The sequence below is a fragment of the Rahnella victoriana genome, from assembly GCF_004330295.1.
GTDB classification, from domain to species: domain Bacteria; phylum Pseudomonadota; class Gammaproteobacteria; order Enterobacterales; family Enterobacteriaceae; genus Rahnella; species Rahnella victoriana.
Genome location: NZ_SJOJ01000010.1, coordinates 99,953 through 119,783, shown reverse-complemented (window position 1 = coordinate 119,783; position 19,831 = coordinate 99,953). Strand labels below are relative to the sequence as shown.

Sequence of the window (19,831 nt, the reverse complement as noted above, 5' to 3'; positions counted from 1 at the left end):
GTTCTCGAAAATTTGTTTCTTCTCTGCGGCAGGAATACCGGGAAGTGATGCCGATCACAATAACGCAAAAACCGACGAATTCAACCACTGTTGGCAGGATATGCCATCCACATCAGTAAAAGGATTCAGAACATACGTCGGCTCATGCCAAAGCTGTCCATGATCTTCGCTGAAATCTCCTCAACGGAATAATTTGTGCTGTTGAGGTAGCGGATCTGGTTCTTGCGAAATAAGGCTTCGACTTCAGAGACTTCCATCCGGCACTGGCGTAAAGAGGCATAACGGCTGTTTTCAACACGCTCCTGACGAATTGCCGTCAGACGATCCGGGTCAATCGTCAGCCCGAACAGCTTGTGCATATGTGGCTTTAAGGCGGCGGGTAACTGGATGTTGTCCATGTCGTCGGCGGTAAAGGGATAGTTAGCGGCACGGATACCAAACTGCAACGCCAGATAGAGGCTGGTGGGCGTTTTACCGCAGCGGGACACGCCGAGCAAAATGACCTGCGCCTGATCGAGATTACGCAGGGAGATGCCGTCGTCATGCGCCAGTGTGTAATCAATCGCGGCGATACGGGCATCATATTTGCTGATGTTGCTTGCCGTCAGGCCATGAGTCCGGTTGGCGATGGGGGTCGGATCTACACCGAGTTCATTTTGCAGGGGCGCAACCAGTGACTGAACAATGTCCTGACAAAAGCCTTCACTGCCTTTAATGATGTCGCGGATATTGGGTGAAATGATGGAATAAAACACCAGCGGGCGGGCACCGGTTTTTTCATAAATGTCATTGATCTGGCGGCAGACCGCTTTGGCGCGTTCTTCACTTTCTACAAAGGGCAACGAGTAAGTTGTCGCGTTGACCGGAAATTGAGAAAGCACAGCATGGCCTAACACCTCAGCCGTGATGGCGGTACCGTCGGAAATATAAAACACGCTTCTGTCCACGCACTGCTCCTGATTGATATCACTTCATTTACTGATCGGCTCATCACACCCTTCCGGTGCGTATTTAGTAATAACCAGAATTTGCGGAAATAAAAAGCCTAATTCTTATGCTGCGGGATGTTCTGTTCATTGCTGCGAGGCAGTGCGCAAAATGGCTGTAATAAATGAAATGGCATTTTAAATTTTCCACGATATCTCGCAGCTTTTTGAATTGCTTCAGCAGAACTTCAGCAGCTCTGATAGCATTAATTCCGCTGAGAAACTAAATGCGATTTATCCATGATTCATAAGGAATAATAACGATTTTGTCCCGATCACAAAATTTGAAGCGCTGGAATTTTCCTAAACAAAAATAGTTTGATTTGCTGGATCGATTCACCTGTCTGTTCCTTATGGATCATTATGCTAGTCTCAAAATGACAGCGTTGTTAAAACCCCTCAAAAAGGTGGCAGGCAACGACTGAATAACCGGTTCGCATTCCTCCTGACCTTTACTGTAAATAAATTAAGAAAGGACTGTTTCATGGCTCATCTCGATCCCGATTTACGCAATGTTATCTGGTACAACCAACTGGGTATGAACGACGTTGATAAAGTCGGGGGCAAGAACGCATCCCTCGGGGAAATGATCACCAATCTGTCTGATCTGGGTGTTTCCGTTCCTAACGGTTTTGCCACGACGTCTCAGGCATTCAATGATTTTCTCGATCAGAGCGGCGTAAACCACCGAATCCATGAATTGCTGGATAACACGGATGTGGATGATATCGGGCAACTGACTAAAGCGGGCACCCAAATCCGTCAGTGGATCATTGAAACACCCTTCCAGCCTGAACTGGAAAAATCCATCCGCGAAGCTTATCAGCAGCTTTCCGAGGGTGAGCCAGATGCCTCATTTGCTGTTCGTTCCTCGGCCACCGCGGAGGATATGCCGGATGCCTCATTCGCCGGGCAGCAGGAAACCTTCCTGAATGTTCAGGGCTTTGATGCCGTGCTGACCGCGGTGAAACATGTTTATGCGTCTTTATTTAATGACCGCGCGATTTCTTATCGTGTGCATCAGGGTTACGACCATCGTGGCGTCGCGCTTTCGGCCGGTGTGCAGCGCATGGTGCGTTCAGATCTCGCTGCGGCGGGCGTGATGTTCACCATCGATACGGAATCAGGTTTTGATCAGGTGGTGTTTATTACCTCGGCTTACGGCCTCGGTGAAATGGTGGTTCAGGGCGCGGTGAATCCGGATGAGTTCTACGTGCACAAACCGACGCTGGAGAAGAAAAAACCCGCGATTGTGCGCCGCACGATGGGCTCGAAAAAAATCCGCATGGTGTATGCACCGAGTCAGGAACACGGCAAGCAGGTACAGATTGAAGATGTCCCTGCCGAACTGAGCAGCCGTTTTTCACTGACGGATGACGAAGTTCAGGCGCTGGCGCGTCAGGCTCTGTTGATTGAAAAACACTATGGTCGTCCGATGGATATCGAATGGGCGAAAGACGGGCATAACGGCAAACTGTATATCGTACAGGCGCGTCCGGAGACTGTGCGTTCAAACGGTCAGGTTATGGAACGCTATCAGCTCAATGGCAGCAGCAACGTGCTGGTAGAAGGGCGTGCAATCGGCCACCGTATCGGTGCCGGTCCGGTCAAAATCATTCATGACATCAGCGAAATGCACCACGTTAAAGCCGGTGATGTGCTGGTGACCGACATGACGGATCCCGACTGGGAGCCGATCATGAAAAAAGCCTCGGCGATTGTCACCAACCGTGGCGGTCGTACCTGTCACGCGGCCATTATTGCCCGTGAACTGGGCATTCCTGCGGTGGTCGGATGTGGCGATGCCACCGAAAAACTGACAGAAAACCAGAAAGTGACGGTTTCCTGTTCTGAAGGCGACACCGGTTATGTGTATCAGGATGAGCTGGATTTCTCCGTGCAGAGTTCAGAAATTGATGAACTGCCGGCATTGCCGCTGAAAATTATGATGAATATTGGCAACCCGGATCGTGCGTTTGATTTCGCCTGTCTGCCAAACGAAGGCGTCGGACTGGCGCGTTTAGAATTCATCATCAACCGCATGATTGGCGTGCATCCAAAAGCATTGCTGGAGTTTGACCAGCAAACGCCAGAGCTTCAGGAAGAGATCAGCAAACTCATTCAGGGTTATGACAGCCCGAGAGAATATTACGTCGCAAGACTGACGGAAGGGATCTCTACACTGGGCGCGGCGTTCTGGCCAAAGCGTGTGATCGTCCGTTTATCTGATTTCAAATCAAATGAATACGCCAATCTGGTCGGTGGCGAGAAATACGAACCTCATGAAGAAAACCCGATGTTAGGTTTCCGTGGCGCCGGTCGGTATGTTGCTGACAGCTTCCGTGATTGCTTCGCGCTTGAATGCGAGGCAATGAAACGGGTGCGCAATGATATGGGGCTGACGAACGTTGAAGTGATGATTCCGTTTGTGCGTACCGTGGCACAGGCTGAAGCGGTGGTGGCTGAGCTGGCAAACCAGGGGCTGAAACGCGGCGAAAATGGTCTGAAAGTGATCATGATGTGTGAAATCCCGTCAAATGCCTTGTTGGCAGATCAGTTCCTGGAGCACTTTGATGGCTTCTCTATCGGGTCTAACGACATGACTCAGCTGGCACTGGGGCTGGATCGCGATTCGGGTGTGGTGTCTGAACTCTTTGATGAACGTAACGACGCCGTGAAAGCGCTTCTGTCGATGGCCATCAAAGCCGCGAAGAAACAGGGTAAGTATGTCGGTATCTGTGGGCAGGGCCCGTCAGATCATCAGGACTTTGCCCAGTGGCTGATGGATGAGGGCATCGACAGTTTGTCGCTGAATCCTGATACTGTCGTACAAACCTGGCTGGCGCTGGCTGAGAAGTAAATAAATTCCTAATGCCCTAAATTAAAGGCTGTCACTTACAGGTGATGGCCTTTTCTTTTTTCTGAGCCGCTCATTTCGGGAAATAAAAAAAATAAGAATGAAGGAAGAAATAACAAAATGGCGGGAAAAAGATTAAAAAAAAAGCCCGTCTTGGGAGACAGGCAAAGACTACACACAGCAATTTGGGGTATACAGGCTCAGGGGAAAGCATGTATATAAATCAGTGAGTTGAAATCCGAACTGTTAATAATACTAAGTTTCTCAATGTATTTAGTCTGTAAGAATTCTCCTAATAGAGTTTATTCTCATTCTCATGGATGAAGCGGGATGTTTTTTTCGGTTAAAAAGTCATGGCGGGATTTGAATAAAGAAAAAGGCGTTGCCCGTTAAATTTTCGGAGCAACGCCTGTATGCATTAACGCGTGATGAAATTACTCGTCCAGTGCTTTCAGCGCCTCGACTGGATCTGCATCAGGTTCCGGTGCTTCATTCACCCAAAGTGAAATCAGGCGATAGGATACCGCCAGCACAACCGGTCCGATGAACAGGCCAATCATACCGAAGGCAAACAGGCCACCGATAACGCCGGATAAAATCAGTAACATCGGCAAATCTGCACCCATCCGGATAAGAACCGGGCGCAGTACGTTATCGAGTGAACCGACCACGCAACTCCACACCAGCAGCACGGTGCCCCAGGTATTGTCGCCAGACCAGTACAGCCAGATGATGGCCGGGATCAATATCAGCAATGGCCCGATTTGCGCGACACAGCAGACGAACATCACGACCGTCAGCACCGTGGCGTAAGGGATCCCGGCGATTGCCAGCCCGATACCGCCCAGCACAGACTGCACAATCGCAGTCACCACCACGCCCAATGCCACGGCCCGGATCGCCTGACCGGCAAGGATCACTGCCGCATCACCGCGCTCTGCCGCCAGACGCACCGCGAAATGACGGATGCCCATCGCAACATTTTCCCCACGGCTGTAAAGCAACGCACTGAATAACAACATCAGCGCACAGTGCACGATAAAGCGACCCAGATGACCCGCCTGTGTCACAAACCATGCAGCAGTTTGTCCGACGTAGGGTTGCACTTTACTCATCAGCGCATTACCGCCGCCATTAATCAGGGCATGCCAGCCGTTGTAGAGTTTATGCCCCACCAGCGGGATCGCATTCAGCCACTGAAAATCTGGCATGTGTAACGAAGAAGGATGGCTGGCAATTTCGACCAGCGGAGCGCCGTTTTCCACCGCGCTGCTGACCAGCAAGGCGATAGGCATGACGAACAACAGGATCAACAGCAGCGTCATGATAATGACGGCCAGGAAACGACGTCCCCAGAGAAGGCGCTGAAGCCTGATCATCAGCGGCCATGTGGCGATGACCACCATTCCGGCCCAGACAAACCCGAGAATAAAGGGTTGGACAATCCAGATGCTGGCAACGGTCATCAGGGCAATAAACAGAACCCCGAACATAATCTGGGGTAAGTCATAACGTTTAATTGGGAGATTCATTCATGTTTCTCATATGGATAAACGAAATAAGGCACGAACCCTGTGCCTCAAAAAATGTGTCAGACAACGTCAGTCATAAAATAAGCATGGAACACCACGCGGCATTTGGATAGTGCGCCACACAATAAGTTGCAACGCGTTGTTGCAACGAGTGCTTTTTGCGAGATGTCATGAAACATCTGCAACAAAGGTCAACCAGACGGAGCGCTTAAAAACGAAGTATGTTAGTTTTTATTCTGGGTAAAGAACAGGGTGGATCTGCCCCGCAGATCCGGCAGGTCGCCTCGGGCCCGCCAGGCATACAACAAAGAAAGAGTCATAATTCAATGATCCCACAGATTTCTCAGGCGCCGGGTGTCATCCAGCTGGTGCTCGATTTTTTGGAAGCGTTAAAAAGCAACGGTTTTACGGGTGATCTCACAACAACGTATGCCGACAGACTGACGATGGCCACAGACAACAGTGTCTATCAGCTGTTGCCTGATGCGGTGTTATTCCCGCTTGCCACGTCGGACGTCGCCCTGATTGCGCGTCTTGCAGGACAGGAACGTTTCAAAACGCTGGTGTTCACGCCACGCGGCGGCGGCACCGGCACCAACGGCCAGTCACTTAACCGCGGTATTGTGGTGGATATGTCCCGTCATATGAACCGCATTCTGGATATCAATACCGAACAGGGTTGGGTGAAAGTGGAAGCCGGTGTGATTAAAGACCAGCTCAATGATTACCTGCGTCCGTTTGGTTATTTCTTTTCCCCTGAACTCTCGACCAGTAACCGCGCCACACTGGGCGGCATGATAAACACGGATGCGTCGGGGCAGGGGTCACTGGTATACGGTAAAACCTCCGACCATGTGCTCGGTGTCCGGGCCATCGTGCTCGGCGGCGATATGCTCGATACCACCGCCATCCCTACGGCTCTGGCGGATAAGCTGGGTGAAGAAGATTCGGTTATCGGGCGGATTTACCGCACCGTGCTGGACAGCTGTCGTGATAACCGTGCGCTGGTGATCGAAAAATTCCCGAAACTTAACCGCTTTCTGACCGGTTATGATTTGCGCCATGTACTGAGCGACGATCTGCAAACCTTCAATCTGACCCGCATTCTGACCGGTTCAGAAGGTTCGCTGGCCTTTATTACCGAAGCGCGGCTGAACATCACCCCCATCCCGAAAGTGCGCCGTCTGGTCAATATTAAATATGACTCGTTCAACTCAGCACTGCGCAACGCGCCGTTTATGGTGGAAGCCAAAGCGCTGTCTGTGGAAACCGTCGATTCCAAGGTACTGAATCTGGCGCGTGAAGACATTGTCTGGCACAGCGTTCGTGATTACATCACGGATGTTGAAGGCAAAGACATGCAGGGGTTGAACATTGTCGAGTTCGCCGGTGATGACGCTGAGCTGATTGAAAGTCAGGTGAGTGCGTTATGCGAGCGGCTTGACGGTCTGATGAGTGATAAAGAAGGCGGCGTCATCGGCTATCAGATTTGTGCCGACCTGGCAGGGATCGAGCGCATTTATAATATGCGAAAAAAAGCCGTCGGTTTGCTGGGTAACGCGAAGGGGCAGGCTAAACCGCTGCCGTTTGCAGAAGATACCTGCGTGCCGCCTCAGCATCTGGCGGATTACATTGTTGAATTCCGTGCACTGCTCGACAGCCATAACCTGAGTTATGGCATGTTCGGTCATGTGGATGCCGGGGTATTGCATGTGCGTCCCGCGCTGGATATGTGCGACCCGCAGCAGGAAATGTTGCTCAAGCAGATCTCTGATGAAGTGGTGGCGCTCACCGCCAAATACGGCGGTTTGCTGTGGGGAGAACACGGCAAAGGTTTCCGTGCGGAATACAGTCCGGCATTTTTTGGCGAGGCACTGTTCCATGAATTGCGCCGCATCAAAACGGTGTTCGACCCTGATAACCGTCTGAACCCCGGCAAAATTTGCGCGCCGCTTGAATGCGATGAACCGATGATGAAAGTGGACGCGGCTAAACGCGGAACACTCGATCGTCGTATTCCGCTGGAGGTTCGTCAGTCTTTCCGTGGCGCCATGGAGTGTAATGGCAACGGTCTGTGCTTTAACTTTGATGTCAAAAGCCCGATGTGCCCGTCGATGAAAATCACTGGCAGCCGCATTCACTCGCCGAAAGGCCGTGCCGGACTGGTGCGCGAATGGCTGCGGTTATTGTCAGAGCAGGGTGTGGATCCGCTGGTACTGGAAAATGCGTTGCCGGAAAAAGGCTTGAGTTTCCGCAGCCTGATCGACCGCACCCGTAATAGCTGGCATGCCAGTAAAGGTGAATATGACTTCTCACACGAAGTGAAAGAAGCGATGTCGGGTTGTCTGGCCTGCAAAGCCTGCTCAACGCAATGCCCGATCAAGATTGATGTCCCTGGCTTCCGTTCCCGCTTCCTGCAGCTATATCACACGCGCTATCTGCGTCCGGCACGCGACCATGTTGTCGCCAGTGTTGAAAGTTATGCACCGCTGATGGCGAAAGCCCCTAAATTGTTCAACTTCTTCCTTAAACAACCGTGGGTCAGGGAGATGAGCCGGAAGAGTATTGGCATGGTGGATTTGCCCCTGCTGTCTTCCCCGACGCTGCGGGAACAACTGTCAGGCCATCGTGCCAGCAACATGACGCTGGAACAGCTGGAGGCTATCCCGCCAGCGCAACGAAACGACTATGTGTTGGTCGTGCAGGATCCGTTTACCAGTTTCTATGATGCAAAGGTCGTGGCTGATTTTGTGCAACTGATTGAAAAACTGGGACTGAAGCCGGTACTGTTGCCATTCTCACCCAATGGTAAAGCGCAGCATATCAAAGGGTTCCTCACCCGTTTTGCGAAAACAGCGAAGAAAACATCGCAGTTTTTGAACCGTGTAGCGCAGTTAGGTATGCCGCTGGTGGGGGTCGATCCGGCGCTGGTACTCTGTTATCGCGATGAATATAAAGAAATCCTTGGCGATGCCCGGGGTTCATTCCAGGTTCAACTGGTGCATGAATGGCTCGACAGCTGGCTGGCAGAACGTCCTGCACAACAGCAAAGCGGCGAGTCCTGGTATTTGTTCGGGCACTGTACCGAAAGTACCGCGTTACCAAACAGCAGCAAACAGTGGAGCGACATCTTTGCCCGTTATGGTGCGAAGCTGGAAAACGTCAGCGTGGGCTGCTGCGGTATGGCCGGCACCTACGGTCACGAAACCAAAAATCTCCAAAACTCACTGGGGATTTATGAGCTCTCCTGGCATACCTCCTTGCAGCGGTTGCCGCGTCAGCGCTGTCTGGCAACCGGGTATTCCTGTCGCAGTCAGGTAAAACGCATTGAAGGCAACGGCGTTCGTCACCCGCTGCAGGCTTTGCTGGAAATCATTCCCTAACAAAAGGAAGCACGATGTCATTCTGGAAACGGAGTACCACGCTGGAAGCCCTGAATCAGCGCAGTCAGGGATGCATGGTCGGGCATGTGGGCATTGAATTTACGGTACTGGGGGAGGATTTCCTCGAAGCGACAATGCCGGTTGATGCCCGTACGACCCAGCCGTTTGGTTTACTTCATGGTGGCGCATCCGTAGTGCTGGCTGAAACCCTCGGATCAATGGCGGGCTATCTGTGCAGCGAGGGCAATCAGACCGTGGTCGGCGTGGAAATTAATGCCAGCCATATGCAGTCAGCAAGGGAAGGGCTGGTGCGCGGTGTATGCCGTGCCTTACGTACCGGACGCCGGAGTCAGGTGTGGCAGATTGAGATTTTTGATCAGAAAGGCAATCTTTGCTGTGTGTCGCGACTGACCACCATGGTGATAGAACATTGATGTAGGCTATTAATCGCGGTGTGTGGCACGGTTGATATCTCTGAGAGGCGGATACATGTTATATGTGTCCGCTTTTTTTATTTGGCTTAAAGCAAGACGTAACTTATTGAAAAAGAATTAAAGCTGGAAAGGGACGCGCTTGGCAAAGTCAGTTTGAAAGGCTGTTGCTTTTTCCCAGATGCCCATCATGGCATAATACTGACAAATGAGTTTTAACGTATGTCGCGCAAAATGATAGCTCTGAACACGGAAGAGTTCGCAGCGGACAACACTGTTGATTTCCAGTATCAGCCGGTTGTGTAATTTGCATAAAGCATGCAGATAGCTGTGGTCATCCCCGTTTTGCAGACACAGATTGGCCATATCCAGACAGATACTGTTAAAACGTTTGAGCTGGCAGAGATGTGCTTCAGGGCGTCGCAAGGCAGCATCCGCCATATAAAAATCCACCGTCGCATCGCGGACACTGGATTTATAGTCGTCGATCTTGCCTTGCAACCACGCATTTACCGATTGAGCCATTCTCAGTATTCCGGGTTATCTGAATGATAATCATTATCAAAGAATGACTATCATATTGGCAAAAAATCACCGGATCAACGATTTCATCCGGTTTTTTTCATTTTGTTGCTCAAAAGCAGCTAAGCAAAAAGAGCCTTATTCTTTCGATTATGTCGAATTCATAAATAGGCATTTCCGATGAATGTTTTATAATAGACACAATGAAAGCTATTAAACCTTAGCATTTATAGGGTTATTTTAAATTTTTAACAAAAAATTGACAATTTATTCAATCAGTTGATGGTTGCGGTGTTCAAGACCCGCCAGCGGCCGGATGTAAAGACGATACGCATTGAGTGTCTTTCCTTATGCGTCATCGCTATACCCTCTTAAAACAAGAGGTTGAAGTGATTAACGTTATCACTAGAATAGAGACAATAGGTCTTGTCTATGACCGTAAAAATATGAGGTAAGACAGATGCAAACTGAAACTGTCGGCTCTTTCTCTTTAGACGACAACGTATGGCAAGGTGTGAGCCTGACTGATTCTGCAGCCAAACAGATTAACACGCTGGTGGCACAGGATCCCGAGGTCAAAGGTCTCCAGCTCTCCGTGAAACAATCGGGCTGCGCCGGCTTTGGCTACGTTCTGGATTTAACCAAACAACCGGCCAGTGATGACCTGGTGTTTGAACATGACGGCGCTTTGCTGTTTGTTCCGCTGAAGGCCATGCCTTTCATCGACGGAACCGAGGTGGATTTTGTCCGTGAAGGACTGAATCAGATATTTAAATTCAATAATCCTAAAGCTCAGCATGCCTGCGGGTGTGGCGAAAGTTTCGGTGTTTAAGACTTTCTGTTTCTAAGATTATTGTAAACAAAGCGATGTAACCAACATGTCACGAAGCAACGTAGAAATTCCAGATGATGTGCAGTCTTGGGTCGGCGAGGGGACGAATTACAAGGAAGGGTTCTTTACCCAGCTGGCAACCGATGAATTAGCATCAGGCATCAACGAAGATGTGGTGCGTGCGATTTCCGCAAAGCGCAACGAGCCTGAGTGGATGCTGGAGTTCCGTCTGCAGGCTTATCATGCCTGGTTGAAAATGGAAGAACCGCACTGGCTCAAAGCGTATTACACGCCTCTTGATTACCAGGATTACAGCTATTATTCCGCGCCATCCTGTGGCAGCTGCGATGATACCTGCGGTTCTCAGCCTGGCGCCACGCAGCAACCTCCGGAAGATTCTCACAGCATTCCTGCGCTTGACGGTAAAAACTACCTCACCAGTGAAGTAGAAAAAGCCTTTGAGCAACTGGGTGTTCCGGTTCGTGAAGGCAAAGAAGTCGCGGTCGATGCAATCTTCGACTCCGTTTCTGTCTCCACGACTTACCGCGATAAGCTGGCGGAATCGGGCGTGATTTTCTGCTCATTCGGCGAAGCCATTCACGAATATCCTGATCTGGTACGTAAATACCTCGGGACCGTGGTGCCTGCACAGGATAACTTCTTCGCCGCGCTGAATGCCGCCGTTGCTTCTGATGGTACCTTTGTTTACGTGCCAAAAGGCGTGCGTTGCCCGATGGAACTGTCGACGTATTTCCGTATCAACGCGGCGAAAACCGGTCAGTTCGAACGTACCATTCTGATTGCTGACGAAGGCAGTTATGTCAGTTACATCGAAGGTTGCTCGGCGCCGGTACGTGACACCTACCAGCTGCACGCAGCGGTCGTAGAAGTCATCCTGCACAAAGATGCGGAAGTGAAATATTCCACCGTGCAGAACTGGTTCTCCGGCAGCAAAGACAGCAGCGGCGGTATTCTGAACTTCGTGACCAAACGTGCATTGTGCGAAGGCGCAGGTTCTAAGATGTCCTGGACGCAGTCTGAAACCGGTTCAGCGATTACCTGGAAGTACCCGAGCGTGATCCTCAAAGGGGATAACTCCATCGGTGAATTCTTCTCGGTTGCGCTGACCAGCGGCAAGCAACAGGCAGATACCGGCACCAAGATGATCCACATTGGTAAAAACACCAAGTCGACCATCATCTCTAAAGGTATTTCTGCCGGTCACAGCCAGAACAGCTATCGCGGTCTGGTGAAGATCCTGCCGAGTGCTGAAAACGCCCGTAACTTTACGCAGTGTGACTCCATGCTGATTGGTGCCGACAGTGCCGCACATACGTTCCCGTATGTTGAAGTGCGTAACAACACGGCTCAGCTGGAACATGAAGCCACGACGTCAAAAATCGGCGATGATCAGCTGTTCTACTGTCTGCAACGTGGTATCAGCGAAGATGATGCTATTTCCATGATTGTTAACGGTTTCTGTAAAGATGTCTTTTCCGAGCTGCCGCTGGAGTTTGCTGTCGAAGCACAGAAACTGCTGGCGATCAGCCTTGAACACAGCGTCGGTTAATTCTCCGTACGCTTTTCCTCCCGACGTCGCAGGGTGTGATGTGGTCGTCGGGCAGGTTTGAGTTCAGCACAGTCAAAGCATAAACAGAATTATGAGCGCGCAGGCGCAAACTCAAGGATACGTATGTTAAGCATTAAGAATTTGAAGGTCCGTGTCGAAGAAAAGGAAATTCTGAAAGGACTTGATCTGGAGATCAAACCGGGTGAAGTACACGCCATCATGGGCCCGAACGGCTCAGGTAAAAGTACACTCTCCGCGACACTGGCTGGCCGTGAAGATTACGAAGTGACCGACGGTTCCGTAATGTTCAACGGTAAAGATTTGCTGGATCTGGCGCCGGAAGATCGCGCTGGCGAAGGCGTATTTATGGCTTTCCAGTATCCGGTAGAAATTCCGGGCGTGACCAACCATTTCTTCCTGCAAACCGCAGTGAATGCGGTACGTAAATACCGTGGTCAGGAAGCCATGGATCGTTTTGACTTCGCCGATTTCATCGAAGAGAAAATCGCGATGCTGAAGATGCCTGCCGATTTGCTGACCCGTTCAGTGAACGTTGGTTTCTCCGGCGGTGAGAAGAAGCGTAACGACATTCTGCAAATGGCGGCACTTGAGCCAAACCTGTGCATCCTCGATGAAACAGACTCCGGTCTGGACATCGATGCGCTGAAGATCGTTTCTGACGGTGTTAACACATTGCGTGACGGCAAACGTTCATTCGTTATCGTTACCCACTACCAGCGTATCCTCGACTACATCAAGCCTGACTACGTGCACGTTTTGTATCAGGGCCGCATTGTTAAATCCGGCGATTTCACCTTGGTTAAACAGTTAGAGGAGCAAGGTTATGGCTGGCTTACCGACGAAGAGTAATGTCCCTGCGGCGGGCAGTTCGCACGCCATGCAGCAACTTTACCGTCTTTTTGAAAGCCGTGGCGGTGAGCAATCTCCCCACGCACATGCGCACTGGCAACAGGTGCTGCGTCTCGGTTTTCCGCATGCCAAACTGGAAGACTGGAAATACACGCCGGTTTCCTCACTGCTGGGCAATCAGTTCTTTGCTCCTCAGCAGCAGGCGCTGACGGTTGAGAAAGTGAAATCCCTGGCGTTGCCACTGGATTGTTACCGTCTGGTTTTCGTGGATGGCCGTTTTGATGCGAGCCTGAGCGACAGCGACACTGGTGCGTTTGAAATCGAAAAACTGAGCCCGTCTGCGCAACAAACGTTGCCGGATCCGATTCAGTCAGAGGTGTTTTTACACCTGACAGAAAGTCTGGCACAGGATCCGTTTACCGTGCGTTTGCCTGCGGGCAAGCAAGCTGAAAAACCGCTGTATCTGTTACATCTGAGCAGTGGTCGTGATCAGTCACGTGAAATGAATACTGTTCATCATCGCTATCATCTGGCGATTGAAAACGGTGCGAATGCTGAAGTGATCGAACACTATCTGAGTCTCAATGATCAGGGGCATTTCACCGGTGCGCGTATGACCGTGAATGTGGGCGATAATGCAGATTTCACGCATTACAAACTGGCGTTCGAAAGCCAGGCCAGTTTCCACTTCTCGCACAATGATCTGGTCATCGGGCGTGACGCCCGTGTGTCCAGCCACAGTTTCTTGTTGGGCGCGGGTCTGACCCGTAATAACACCAGCGCGCAACTGAACGGCGAGAACAGCAATCTGGATATCAACAGTCTGGTTCTGCCGGTTGATTCTGAGATTGCCGATACCCGCACGTATCTGGAACACAACAAAGGCTATTGCAACAGCAACCAGCTTCACAAAGTGATCGTGAACGATCGTGCTAAAGCGATTTTCAACGGCATGATCAAAGTGGCGCAGCATGCACTGAAAACTGACGGCAAAATGACCAACAACAACTTGTTGCTGGGCAAACACACTGAAGTTGATACTAAACCTCAGCTGGAAATTTATGCCGATGACGTGAAGTGCAGCCACGGTGCGACAGTGGGTCGTATCGACGACGAACAGCTTTTCTATCTGCGTACCCGTGGGATCAGCGGACAGGATGCTCAGCAAATGATCATCTTTGCTTTTGCCGCTGAACTGACGGAAGCCATTGAGAATGAAACCCTGCGTGAAGTCGTGATTGCCCGTATTGCAGGCCGACTCAATCGAGGTAAGTAATGAGTTTTCCACTGGAAAGAGTACGTAGCGATTTCCCTGTGCTGAGCCGTGAAGTCAACGGCCAGCCGCTGGCTTACCTTGACAGCGCGGCCAGCGCACAGAAACCGCGTCAGGTCATTCAACGTGAAATGTCATTCTTCGAGCAAGGTTATGCTGCGGTTCACCGCGGCATTCATACCATGAGCGCAGAAGCGACTGAGCAGATGGAAAACGTCCGCACTCAGGCCGCACAATTCATGAATGCCGCATCGGCGGAAGAAATTGTCTTCGTCAAAGGTTCCACGGAAGCCATTAACCTGGTCGCCAATACCTGGGGGCGTGCATTTTTACAGCCCGGCGACCACATCATTCTGACTGAAATGGAACACCACGCGAACATCGTGCCATGGCAGATGCTGGCGAAAGAACGCGATTTGCATATTGATGTCTGGCATCTTACGCCGGACGGCGAGCTGGATGTGTCACAGCTCGAATCGCTGATTACGCCGCACACTAAATTGCTGACGATGGCGCATGTCTCTAACGTGCTGGGCACCGTTAATCCGATCGAAAAAATCATCCCGCAGGCGAAAGCGGCCGGGCTGACCGTTCTGATCGACGGCGCACAAGCGGTCATGCACCATGCGATCGACGTGCAGGCACTGGGCTGTGATTTCTATGTCTGGTCCGGGCATAAACTTTACGGGCCGACCGGCATCGGTATTCTGTATGGCCGCAAAGCCTTGCTGGATCAGATGCCTGCCTGGGAAGGCGGCGGTTCGATGATCAAGCACGTCAGCCTGACGGAAGGCACGACCTTCGCGGCTGCCCCGTGGCGTTTCGAAGCGGGCACACCTAATACCGGCGGGATTATGGGATTAGGTGCGGCGATGGAATATGTGACTGAACTGGGTCTGGAGAATATCCATGCTTATGAACAGGAACTGATGAACTATGCCCTCGAACAGATGGCGACAGTACCGGACATTCAGATCTACGGTCCGGCGACCCGCGCAGGGGTCATCGCGTTCAACCTTGGCAAACATCACGCCTATGATGTCGGCAGTTTCCTTGATCAATACGGTATTGCTATCCGCACCGGCCATCACTGTGCGATGCCATTAATGTCCTTCTATGGTGTGCCGGCTATGTGCCGTGCGTCGCTTGCGATGTACAATACCCGGGAAGAAGTCGACCGTCTGGTCGCGGGACTGCAGCGTATTCACCGGTTGTTGGGGTAATCCCGGCAGCCTTGATCAGGATGTTGTTATGGCTTTGCCAGATAAAAATAAGTTAGTTAAAAACTTTTCCCGGTGCCCGAACTGGGAAGAAAAATATCTGTATGTGATTGAGTTAGGTGGCCAGTTACCGGCATTGCCGGAAGCGCATCGTCAGGATAAGAACCTGATTTCAGGCTGCCAGAGTCAGGTATGGATTGTGATGCACACCGATGAAAATGGCGGGCTGACTTTCGAAGGTGACAGTGATGCCGCTATCGTTAAAGGTCTGGTCGCGATTGTATTCAGCCTGTATCAGGGTTTAACGCCGCGTGATGTGGTGGAACTGGATGTCCGTCCGTTCTTCACTGAATTGGAACTGAGCCAGCATCTGACGCCTTCACGCTCGCAAGGGCTGGAAGCGATGATCCGCTCCATTCGCGCCAAAGCTGCGGAACTGTCGTAATTTCGGCGTCCGTACGCTGCTTTGCTCATTAGGATTTATCTGCTAATGAGCAAAGCAAATCCCGTCTTTCTCCCCACGTTTTTGCTTTTTAGTCCTGATTTTTCAACTCTCTATCCTCCGGCTTTTAATTCCGTTTTCTGACAGGTAACTTTCTGATTTACCGTGGTTTGATTGCCATGAAATTCTGCGCTGCTAGTATTACCAGACAAGATAATTGTCTTGCCTCAGATTCGCTGAGCGCAGGCCGAAAAAGGACTGAGTATGAGACGCGCATTACCCCTTCTGGCGATGTTAGTGGGCACTATGATGGCCACGCATACCATGACCGCAAGTGCAGCGGAATATCCCTTGCCACCAGAGAACAGCCGCCTGATTGGCGAAAACACTACGTATGTGGTGCCCAACGATGGTAAACCGCTGGAAGATGTGGCGGCAAAATACCAGATCGGATTGATCGCTATGCTGGAAGCCAATCCCGGAACGGATCCTTATTTGCCGAAAGCCGGGACGGTGCTGACCATTCCATCGCAGATGTTGCTGCCGGATACCAAACGCGAAGGGATCGTGGTTAATCTGGCCGAACTACGTCTGTATTATTATCCGAAGGGCGAAGATAAGGTCATCGTCTATCCGATTGGTATTGGTCAGCTGGGCCGCAACACGCCGGAAATGGTGACGTCCGTCAGCCAGAAGATCCCCAATCCAACCTGGACGCCTACTGCCAATATCCGCAAAGCCTATCTGAAAGATGGCATCACTTTGCCGGGCATGGTGCCTGCCGGGCCGGATAATCCGATGGGATTGTTTGCCATGCGTCTGTCAGCAGGCACGGGGCAATATCTGATCCACGGGACGAATGCCAATTTTGGCATCGGCATGCGAGTCAGCTCCGGCTGTATCCGCCTGCGTCCGGATGACATTGAAGCGCTGTTCAATTCGGTGCCGAAAGGAACCCGCGTACAGATCATCAATCAGCCGATCAAGTACGATATCGAACCGGACGGGAAACGCTATATCGAGGTGCATCAGCCGTTATCTCATACTGAAAAAGATGATCCGCAAACCAAACCGATCCCGCTGACTGCTGCAATGAAGAAATTCGTTAAAAGCGACGACACCAATGCAGAGATGGTGAAAGAGGCGATAAAACGCCGTTCGGGGATGCCGGTCGTAGTGAGTGTGGGTGATAAAGCGGGCGATATGCCGCCGGTTATCAATGAACCGCAGACCGCGACGTCGGGTGAACCGGCAGTGACGACCGCCAGCACGCAGTAAACGTCACAGGAAAGCGACAGCTGGGATGTAATCATAAGGGGCCATTATGGCTCCTTTTTTATGTCTGACATTCAGGAGGGCGATAGAAGGCGTTTTATAGCCATACAGGATTGATGATTGACAGGTGGGCAGGAGAAGGGAAAGCGTTTTGCAGGCAAAAAAAATGGCGCACTGAGTGCGCCATTGAACTAGAGAAGTAAATATTACTTCTTGTAAGCGTGAGCTTGGTTGTCCAGACGTTGGTTAGCGCGAGCTGCATCGTCTTTAGCTGCTTGAACGTCAGAACGCATTGCGTTCACGTCGTTGCTCAGTTGGTCAACTTTAGAGTTCAGAGTAGAAACGTCTGAAGACAGTTGGTCGATTTTAGCATTGCTTGAACAACCAGCCAGCATAGTTGAAGCCAGGATTACAGCGCCCAGTACCAGTTTAGTGCGATTCATTATAAAACCCTCTAGATTAAGTTAATCTCCATGTAGCGTTACAAGTATTACACAAACTATTTTCTAATGAGAATAATTTTTTGCCGGTAAACGCTATATTTTGATCGTTCGCTCAAAGAAGCATCTTTTTTTACGAAAAAGTTAAAAATTGCAGCGAAAACAGCCGTATTCCATGGGACTTATCCCAATTTTGCAGCGACCGCTTTTAGCACTTTTTATGAAACAAGATACTTTTTGAATAAATGAGCGCCACATTTTGCGGCGCTCATTAATGCTCATGGTCACGTTTTTAATTAAACAACATGCACCGAAGAAGTATTGGTTGTGCCGCTCTGAACCAGTGCGCCAGAAACCATGACAACGATATCACCTTTCTGAGCCAGACCACTTTCAATCGCGGCTTCTTTACCGATACGGTAGAAGTCGTCAGTAGAAGCAATCTCTTTCACCAGCTGAGTCACTACGCCTTTTGTCAGGATTAACTGACGTGCAGTGATTTCATTGGTGGTCAGGGCAAGGATAGTCGCATGCGGGAAGTATTTACGCACGGCTTTTGCTGATTTACCGCCGCTGGTTGCGACCACGATCAATGGTGCATCCAGTTTCTCAGCTGTTTCAACAGCACCGCGGCACACTGCTTCAGTGATGCGCAGTTTGCGATTTTCGTTCTGGCCATCGATGCGGCTTTGCATCACGCGGTCAGTACGGTCGCAGATGGTGGCCATGATAGTCACTGCTTCCAGCGGGTATTTACCTTTCGCACTTTCACCGGACAGCATGACTGCGTCGGTACCGTCGATGATGGCGTTCGCCACGTCGCCAGCTTCAGCGCGGGTAGGGCGTGGGTTTTTGATCATGGAATCGAGCATTTGCGTCGCGGTGATGACCACTTTGCGCGCACGGTTACATTTCTCAATCATCATCTTCTGCGCGAAGATCACTTCTTCAACCGGGATTTCAACGCCCAGGTCGCCACGTGCAACCATGATACCGTCAGAAGCTTCGAGGATTTCGTCGAAGTTGTTCAGGCCTTCCTGGTTTTCGATTTTGGAGATGATCTGAATGTGCTCGCCACCGTGTGCTTTCAGGTGTTCGCGGATTTCCAGAACGTCAGAACGTTTACGGATGAAAGAAGCCGCAACGAAATCAACGCCTTGTTCGCAACCGAAGATCAGGTCGCGCTTATCTTTTTCAGCCAACGCTGGCAGAGCGATAGAAACGCCTGGCAGGTTAACGCCTTTGTTTTCGCCCAGATCGCCATTGTTCAGCACTTTACAGGTCACTTCAGTTTCGGTGACGTTAGTCACTTCCATGCCGATCAGACCATCGTCCACCAGAATGGTGTTGCCGATTTTCAGATCAGCGGCGAAGCCCTGATAAGTGACAGCAACACGTTCGGTGTTACCGATCACGCTTTGGTCAGTGGTAAAGGTATAAGTCTGGCCCGCAACCAGAGAAGCGTCTTTGCCGCCTTCCAGTTTCATGGTGCGGATTTCAGGACCTTTGGTGTCCAGCAGAATTGCCGCTTTGTGACCGGTCTTCGCCATCACGTTGCGGATATTTTGAATGCGCTGACCGTGCTCTTCATAATCACCGTGCGAGAAGTTCAGACGCATAACGTTCATGCCTGCATCAAGCAGTTTGGTCAGCATTTCTTCGGATTCGGTTTTCGGGCCGATGGTACAAACAATTTTGGTCTTTTTCATGACGATTTTATCTACAAGTTGTGATGGATTGGAAAAGTGTTTGCCTGACAGCATGGCTGCCCGCGCGGAATTGGGGTGTTGCCTGGTTGAATCAAATCATTACTAAGCGTAGAAGACTGTGAAAGGAATGGTGTAGTAAGTTCAGCCAAAGCATAGCGATTTGTGCGATTTATCATCGCTACTGGAGTGGTCACGCTTTTATAAGTGCGATATCGACAGATCAAGGGGCTGAAACCATTCAATCGAAGAGACGATGCGTATTATAGAGGGGATCAGGTTGGGAAACCAAATAAAAAACGTGATGCGGCGCAAGCTTAGCGCAGATTTCGGAACGTTGTTTTGAAATTATCCAATGCGGGCAGTGGGGAAAGCACAGGCGATAACGCTTTGTTCACGCAACTTTCAAAAATGACACATACGGGAAATAATCTTAAAAAAATACAAACGGATGACTTAACGTAAATTCAAAAGGTCATGAGAAATCTTTCA

15 protein-coding genes and 1 other RNA gene are annotated in these 19,831 nt (G+C 50.6%); 10 read left to right on the top strand and 6 right to left on the bottom strand.

What is annotated here, in order from left to right; all coding sequences use genetic code 11:
- Positions 1 to 125: 125 nt before the first annotated feature.
- On the bottom strand, positions 126 to 947 hold the full coding sequence (ppsR, locus tag EYY67_RS10520; RefSeq protein WP_131693465.1) for a posphoenolpyruvate synthetase regulatory kinase/phosphorylase PpsR: 822 nt from the start codon (positions 945 to 947) through the stop codon (positions 126 to 128).
- 523 nt (positions 948 to 1,470) lie between these two features.
- Between ppsR and ppsA the strand changes: the two genes are divergently transcribed.
- Positions 1,471 to 3,846: a phosphoenolpyruvate synthase gene (gene ppsA / locus EYY67_RS10515; RefSeq protein WP_131693464.1), complete on the top strand. Its 2,376-nt coding sequence runs from the start codon at positions 1,471 to 1,473 to the stop codon at positions 3,844 to 3,846.
- Between the two features lie 133 nt (positions 3,847 to 3,979).
- On the opposite strand, the gene rprA is transcribed toward ppsA, so the two are convergent.
- An RNA gene (gene rprA, locus EYY67_RS10510) (antisense sRNA RprA) lies at positions 3,980 to 4,090 on the bottom strand.
- Between the two features lie 187 nt (positions 4,091 to 4,277).
- Positions 4,278 to 5,375 (bottom strand): AI-2E family transporter YdiK, encoded by a 1,098-nt coding sequence (ydiK, locus tag EYY67_RS10505; RefSeq protein WP_095921456.1) that lies wholly within the window; start codon positions 5,373 to 5,375, stop codon positions 4,278 to 4,280.
- 326 nt (positions 5,376 to 5,701) lie between these two features.
- On the opposite strand from ydiK, the gene ydiJ reads away from it, so the two are divergent.
- Together ydiJ and EYY67_RS10490 are read left to right on the top strand one after the other, a co-directional pair.
- Positions 5,702 to 8,758, top strand: coding sequence for a D-2-hydroxyglutarate dehydrogenase YdiJ (gene ydiJ / locus EYY67_RS10495; protein WP_119826266.1), 3,057 nt, complete (start codon positions 5,702 to 5,704; stop codon positions 8,756 to 8,758).
- A 14-nt stretch (positions 8,759 to 8,772) separates the two neighbouring features.
- A complete protein-coding gene (locus EYY67_RS10490) occupies positions 8,773 to 9,192 on the top strand; it encodes a hotdog fold thioesterase (RefSeq protein WP_131693463.1) in 420 nt (139 codons plus the stop codon).
- Positions 9,193 to 9,309: 117 nt separating this feature from the next.
- On the opposite strand, the gene EYY67_RS10485 is transcribed toward EYY67_RS10490, so the two are convergent.
- Positions 9,310 to 9,714 carry a hypothetical protein gene (locus EYY67_RS10485; protein WP_095921459.1) on the bottom strand — a complete coding sequence of 135 codons (405 nt, stop codon included), beginning with the start codon at positions 9,712 to 9,714 and terminating at the stop codon, positions 9,310 to 9,312.
- 457 nt (positions 9,715 to 10,171) lie between these two features.
- Here EYY67_RS10485 and sufA point away from each other — a divergent pair, with 457 nt between their 5' ends.
- The 7 genes from sufA to EYY67_RS10450 all read left to right on the top strand — a co-directional run bounded on the left by sufA (position 10,172) and on the right by EYY67_RS10450 (position 17,196).
- Entirely contained in the window at positions 10,172 to 10,543 is a 372-nt protein-coding gene (gene sufA, locus EYY67_RS10480; RefSeq protein WP_013576101.1) for a Fe-S cluster assembly scaffold SufA, read from the top strand.
- A 46-nt stretch (positions 10,544 to 10,589) separates the two neighbouring features.
- Positions 10,590 to 12,113, top strand: a complete 1,524-nt coding sequence (gene sufB, locus EYY67_RS10475) for a Fe-S cluster assembly protein SufB (RefSeq protein ID WP_015697806.1) — start codon at positions 10,590 to 10,592, stop codon at positions 12,111 to 12,113.
- A 123-nt stretch (positions 12,114 to 12,236) separates the two neighbouring features.
- Positions 12,237 to 12,983 carry a Fe-S cluster assembly ATPase SufC gene (gene sufC / locus EYY67_RS10470; protein WP_131693462.1) on the top strand — a complete coding sequence of 249 codons (747 nt, stop codon included), beginning with the start codon at positions 12,237 to 12,239 and terminating at the stop codon, positions 12,981 to 12,983.
- A complete protein-coding gene (sufD, locus tag EYY67_RS10465) occupies positions 12,958 to 14,259 on the top strand; it encodes a Fe-S cluster assembly protein SufD (RefSeq protein ID WP_095921461.1) in 1,302 nt (433 codons plus the stop codon). The genes sufC and sufD overlap by 26 nt, the downstream gene beginning before the upstream one ends.
- A complete protein-coding gene (sufS, locus tag EYY67_RS10460) occupies positions 14,259 to 15,479 on the top strand; it encodes a cysteine desulfurase SufS (protein ID WP_131693461.1) in 1,221 nt (406 codons plus the stop codon). The genes sufD and sufS overlap by 1 nt, the downstream gene beginning before the upstream one ends.
- Positions 15,480 to 15,507: 28 nt before the next feature.
- Positions 15,508 to 15,921: a cysteine desulfuration protein SufE gene (sufE, locus tag EYY67_RS10455; protein ID WP_095921463.1), complete on the top strand. Its 414-nt coding sequence runs from the start codon at positions 15,508 to 15,510 to the stop codon at positions 15,919 to 15,921.
- A gap of 261 nt (positions 15,922 to 16,182) precedes the next feature.
- Positions 16,183 to 17,196: a L,D-transpeptidase family protein gene (locus tag EYY67_RS10450; RefSeq protein WP_131693460.1), complete on the top strand. Its 1,014-nt coding sequence runs from the start codon at positions 16,183 to 16,185 to the stop codon at positions 17,194 to 17,196.
- A gap of 203 nt (positions 17,197 to 17,399) precedes the next feature.
- Here the strand turns inward: EYY67_RS10450 and EYY67_RS10445 are convergent, their stop codons facing one another.
- A complete protein-coding gene (locus EYY67_RS10445) occupies positions 17,400 to 17,636 on the bottom strand; it encodes a major outer membrane lipoprotein (RefSeq protein ID WP_056773575.1) in 237 nt (78 codons plus the stop codon).
- 293 nt (positions 17,637 to 17,929) lie between these two features.
- Entirely contained in the window at positions 17,930 to 19,342 is a 1,413-nt protein-coding gene (gene pykF, locus EYY67_RS10440) for a pyruvate kinase PykF (protein WP_015697801.1), read from the bottom strand.
- Between the last annotated feature and the right edge of the window lie 489 nt (positions 19,343 to 19,831).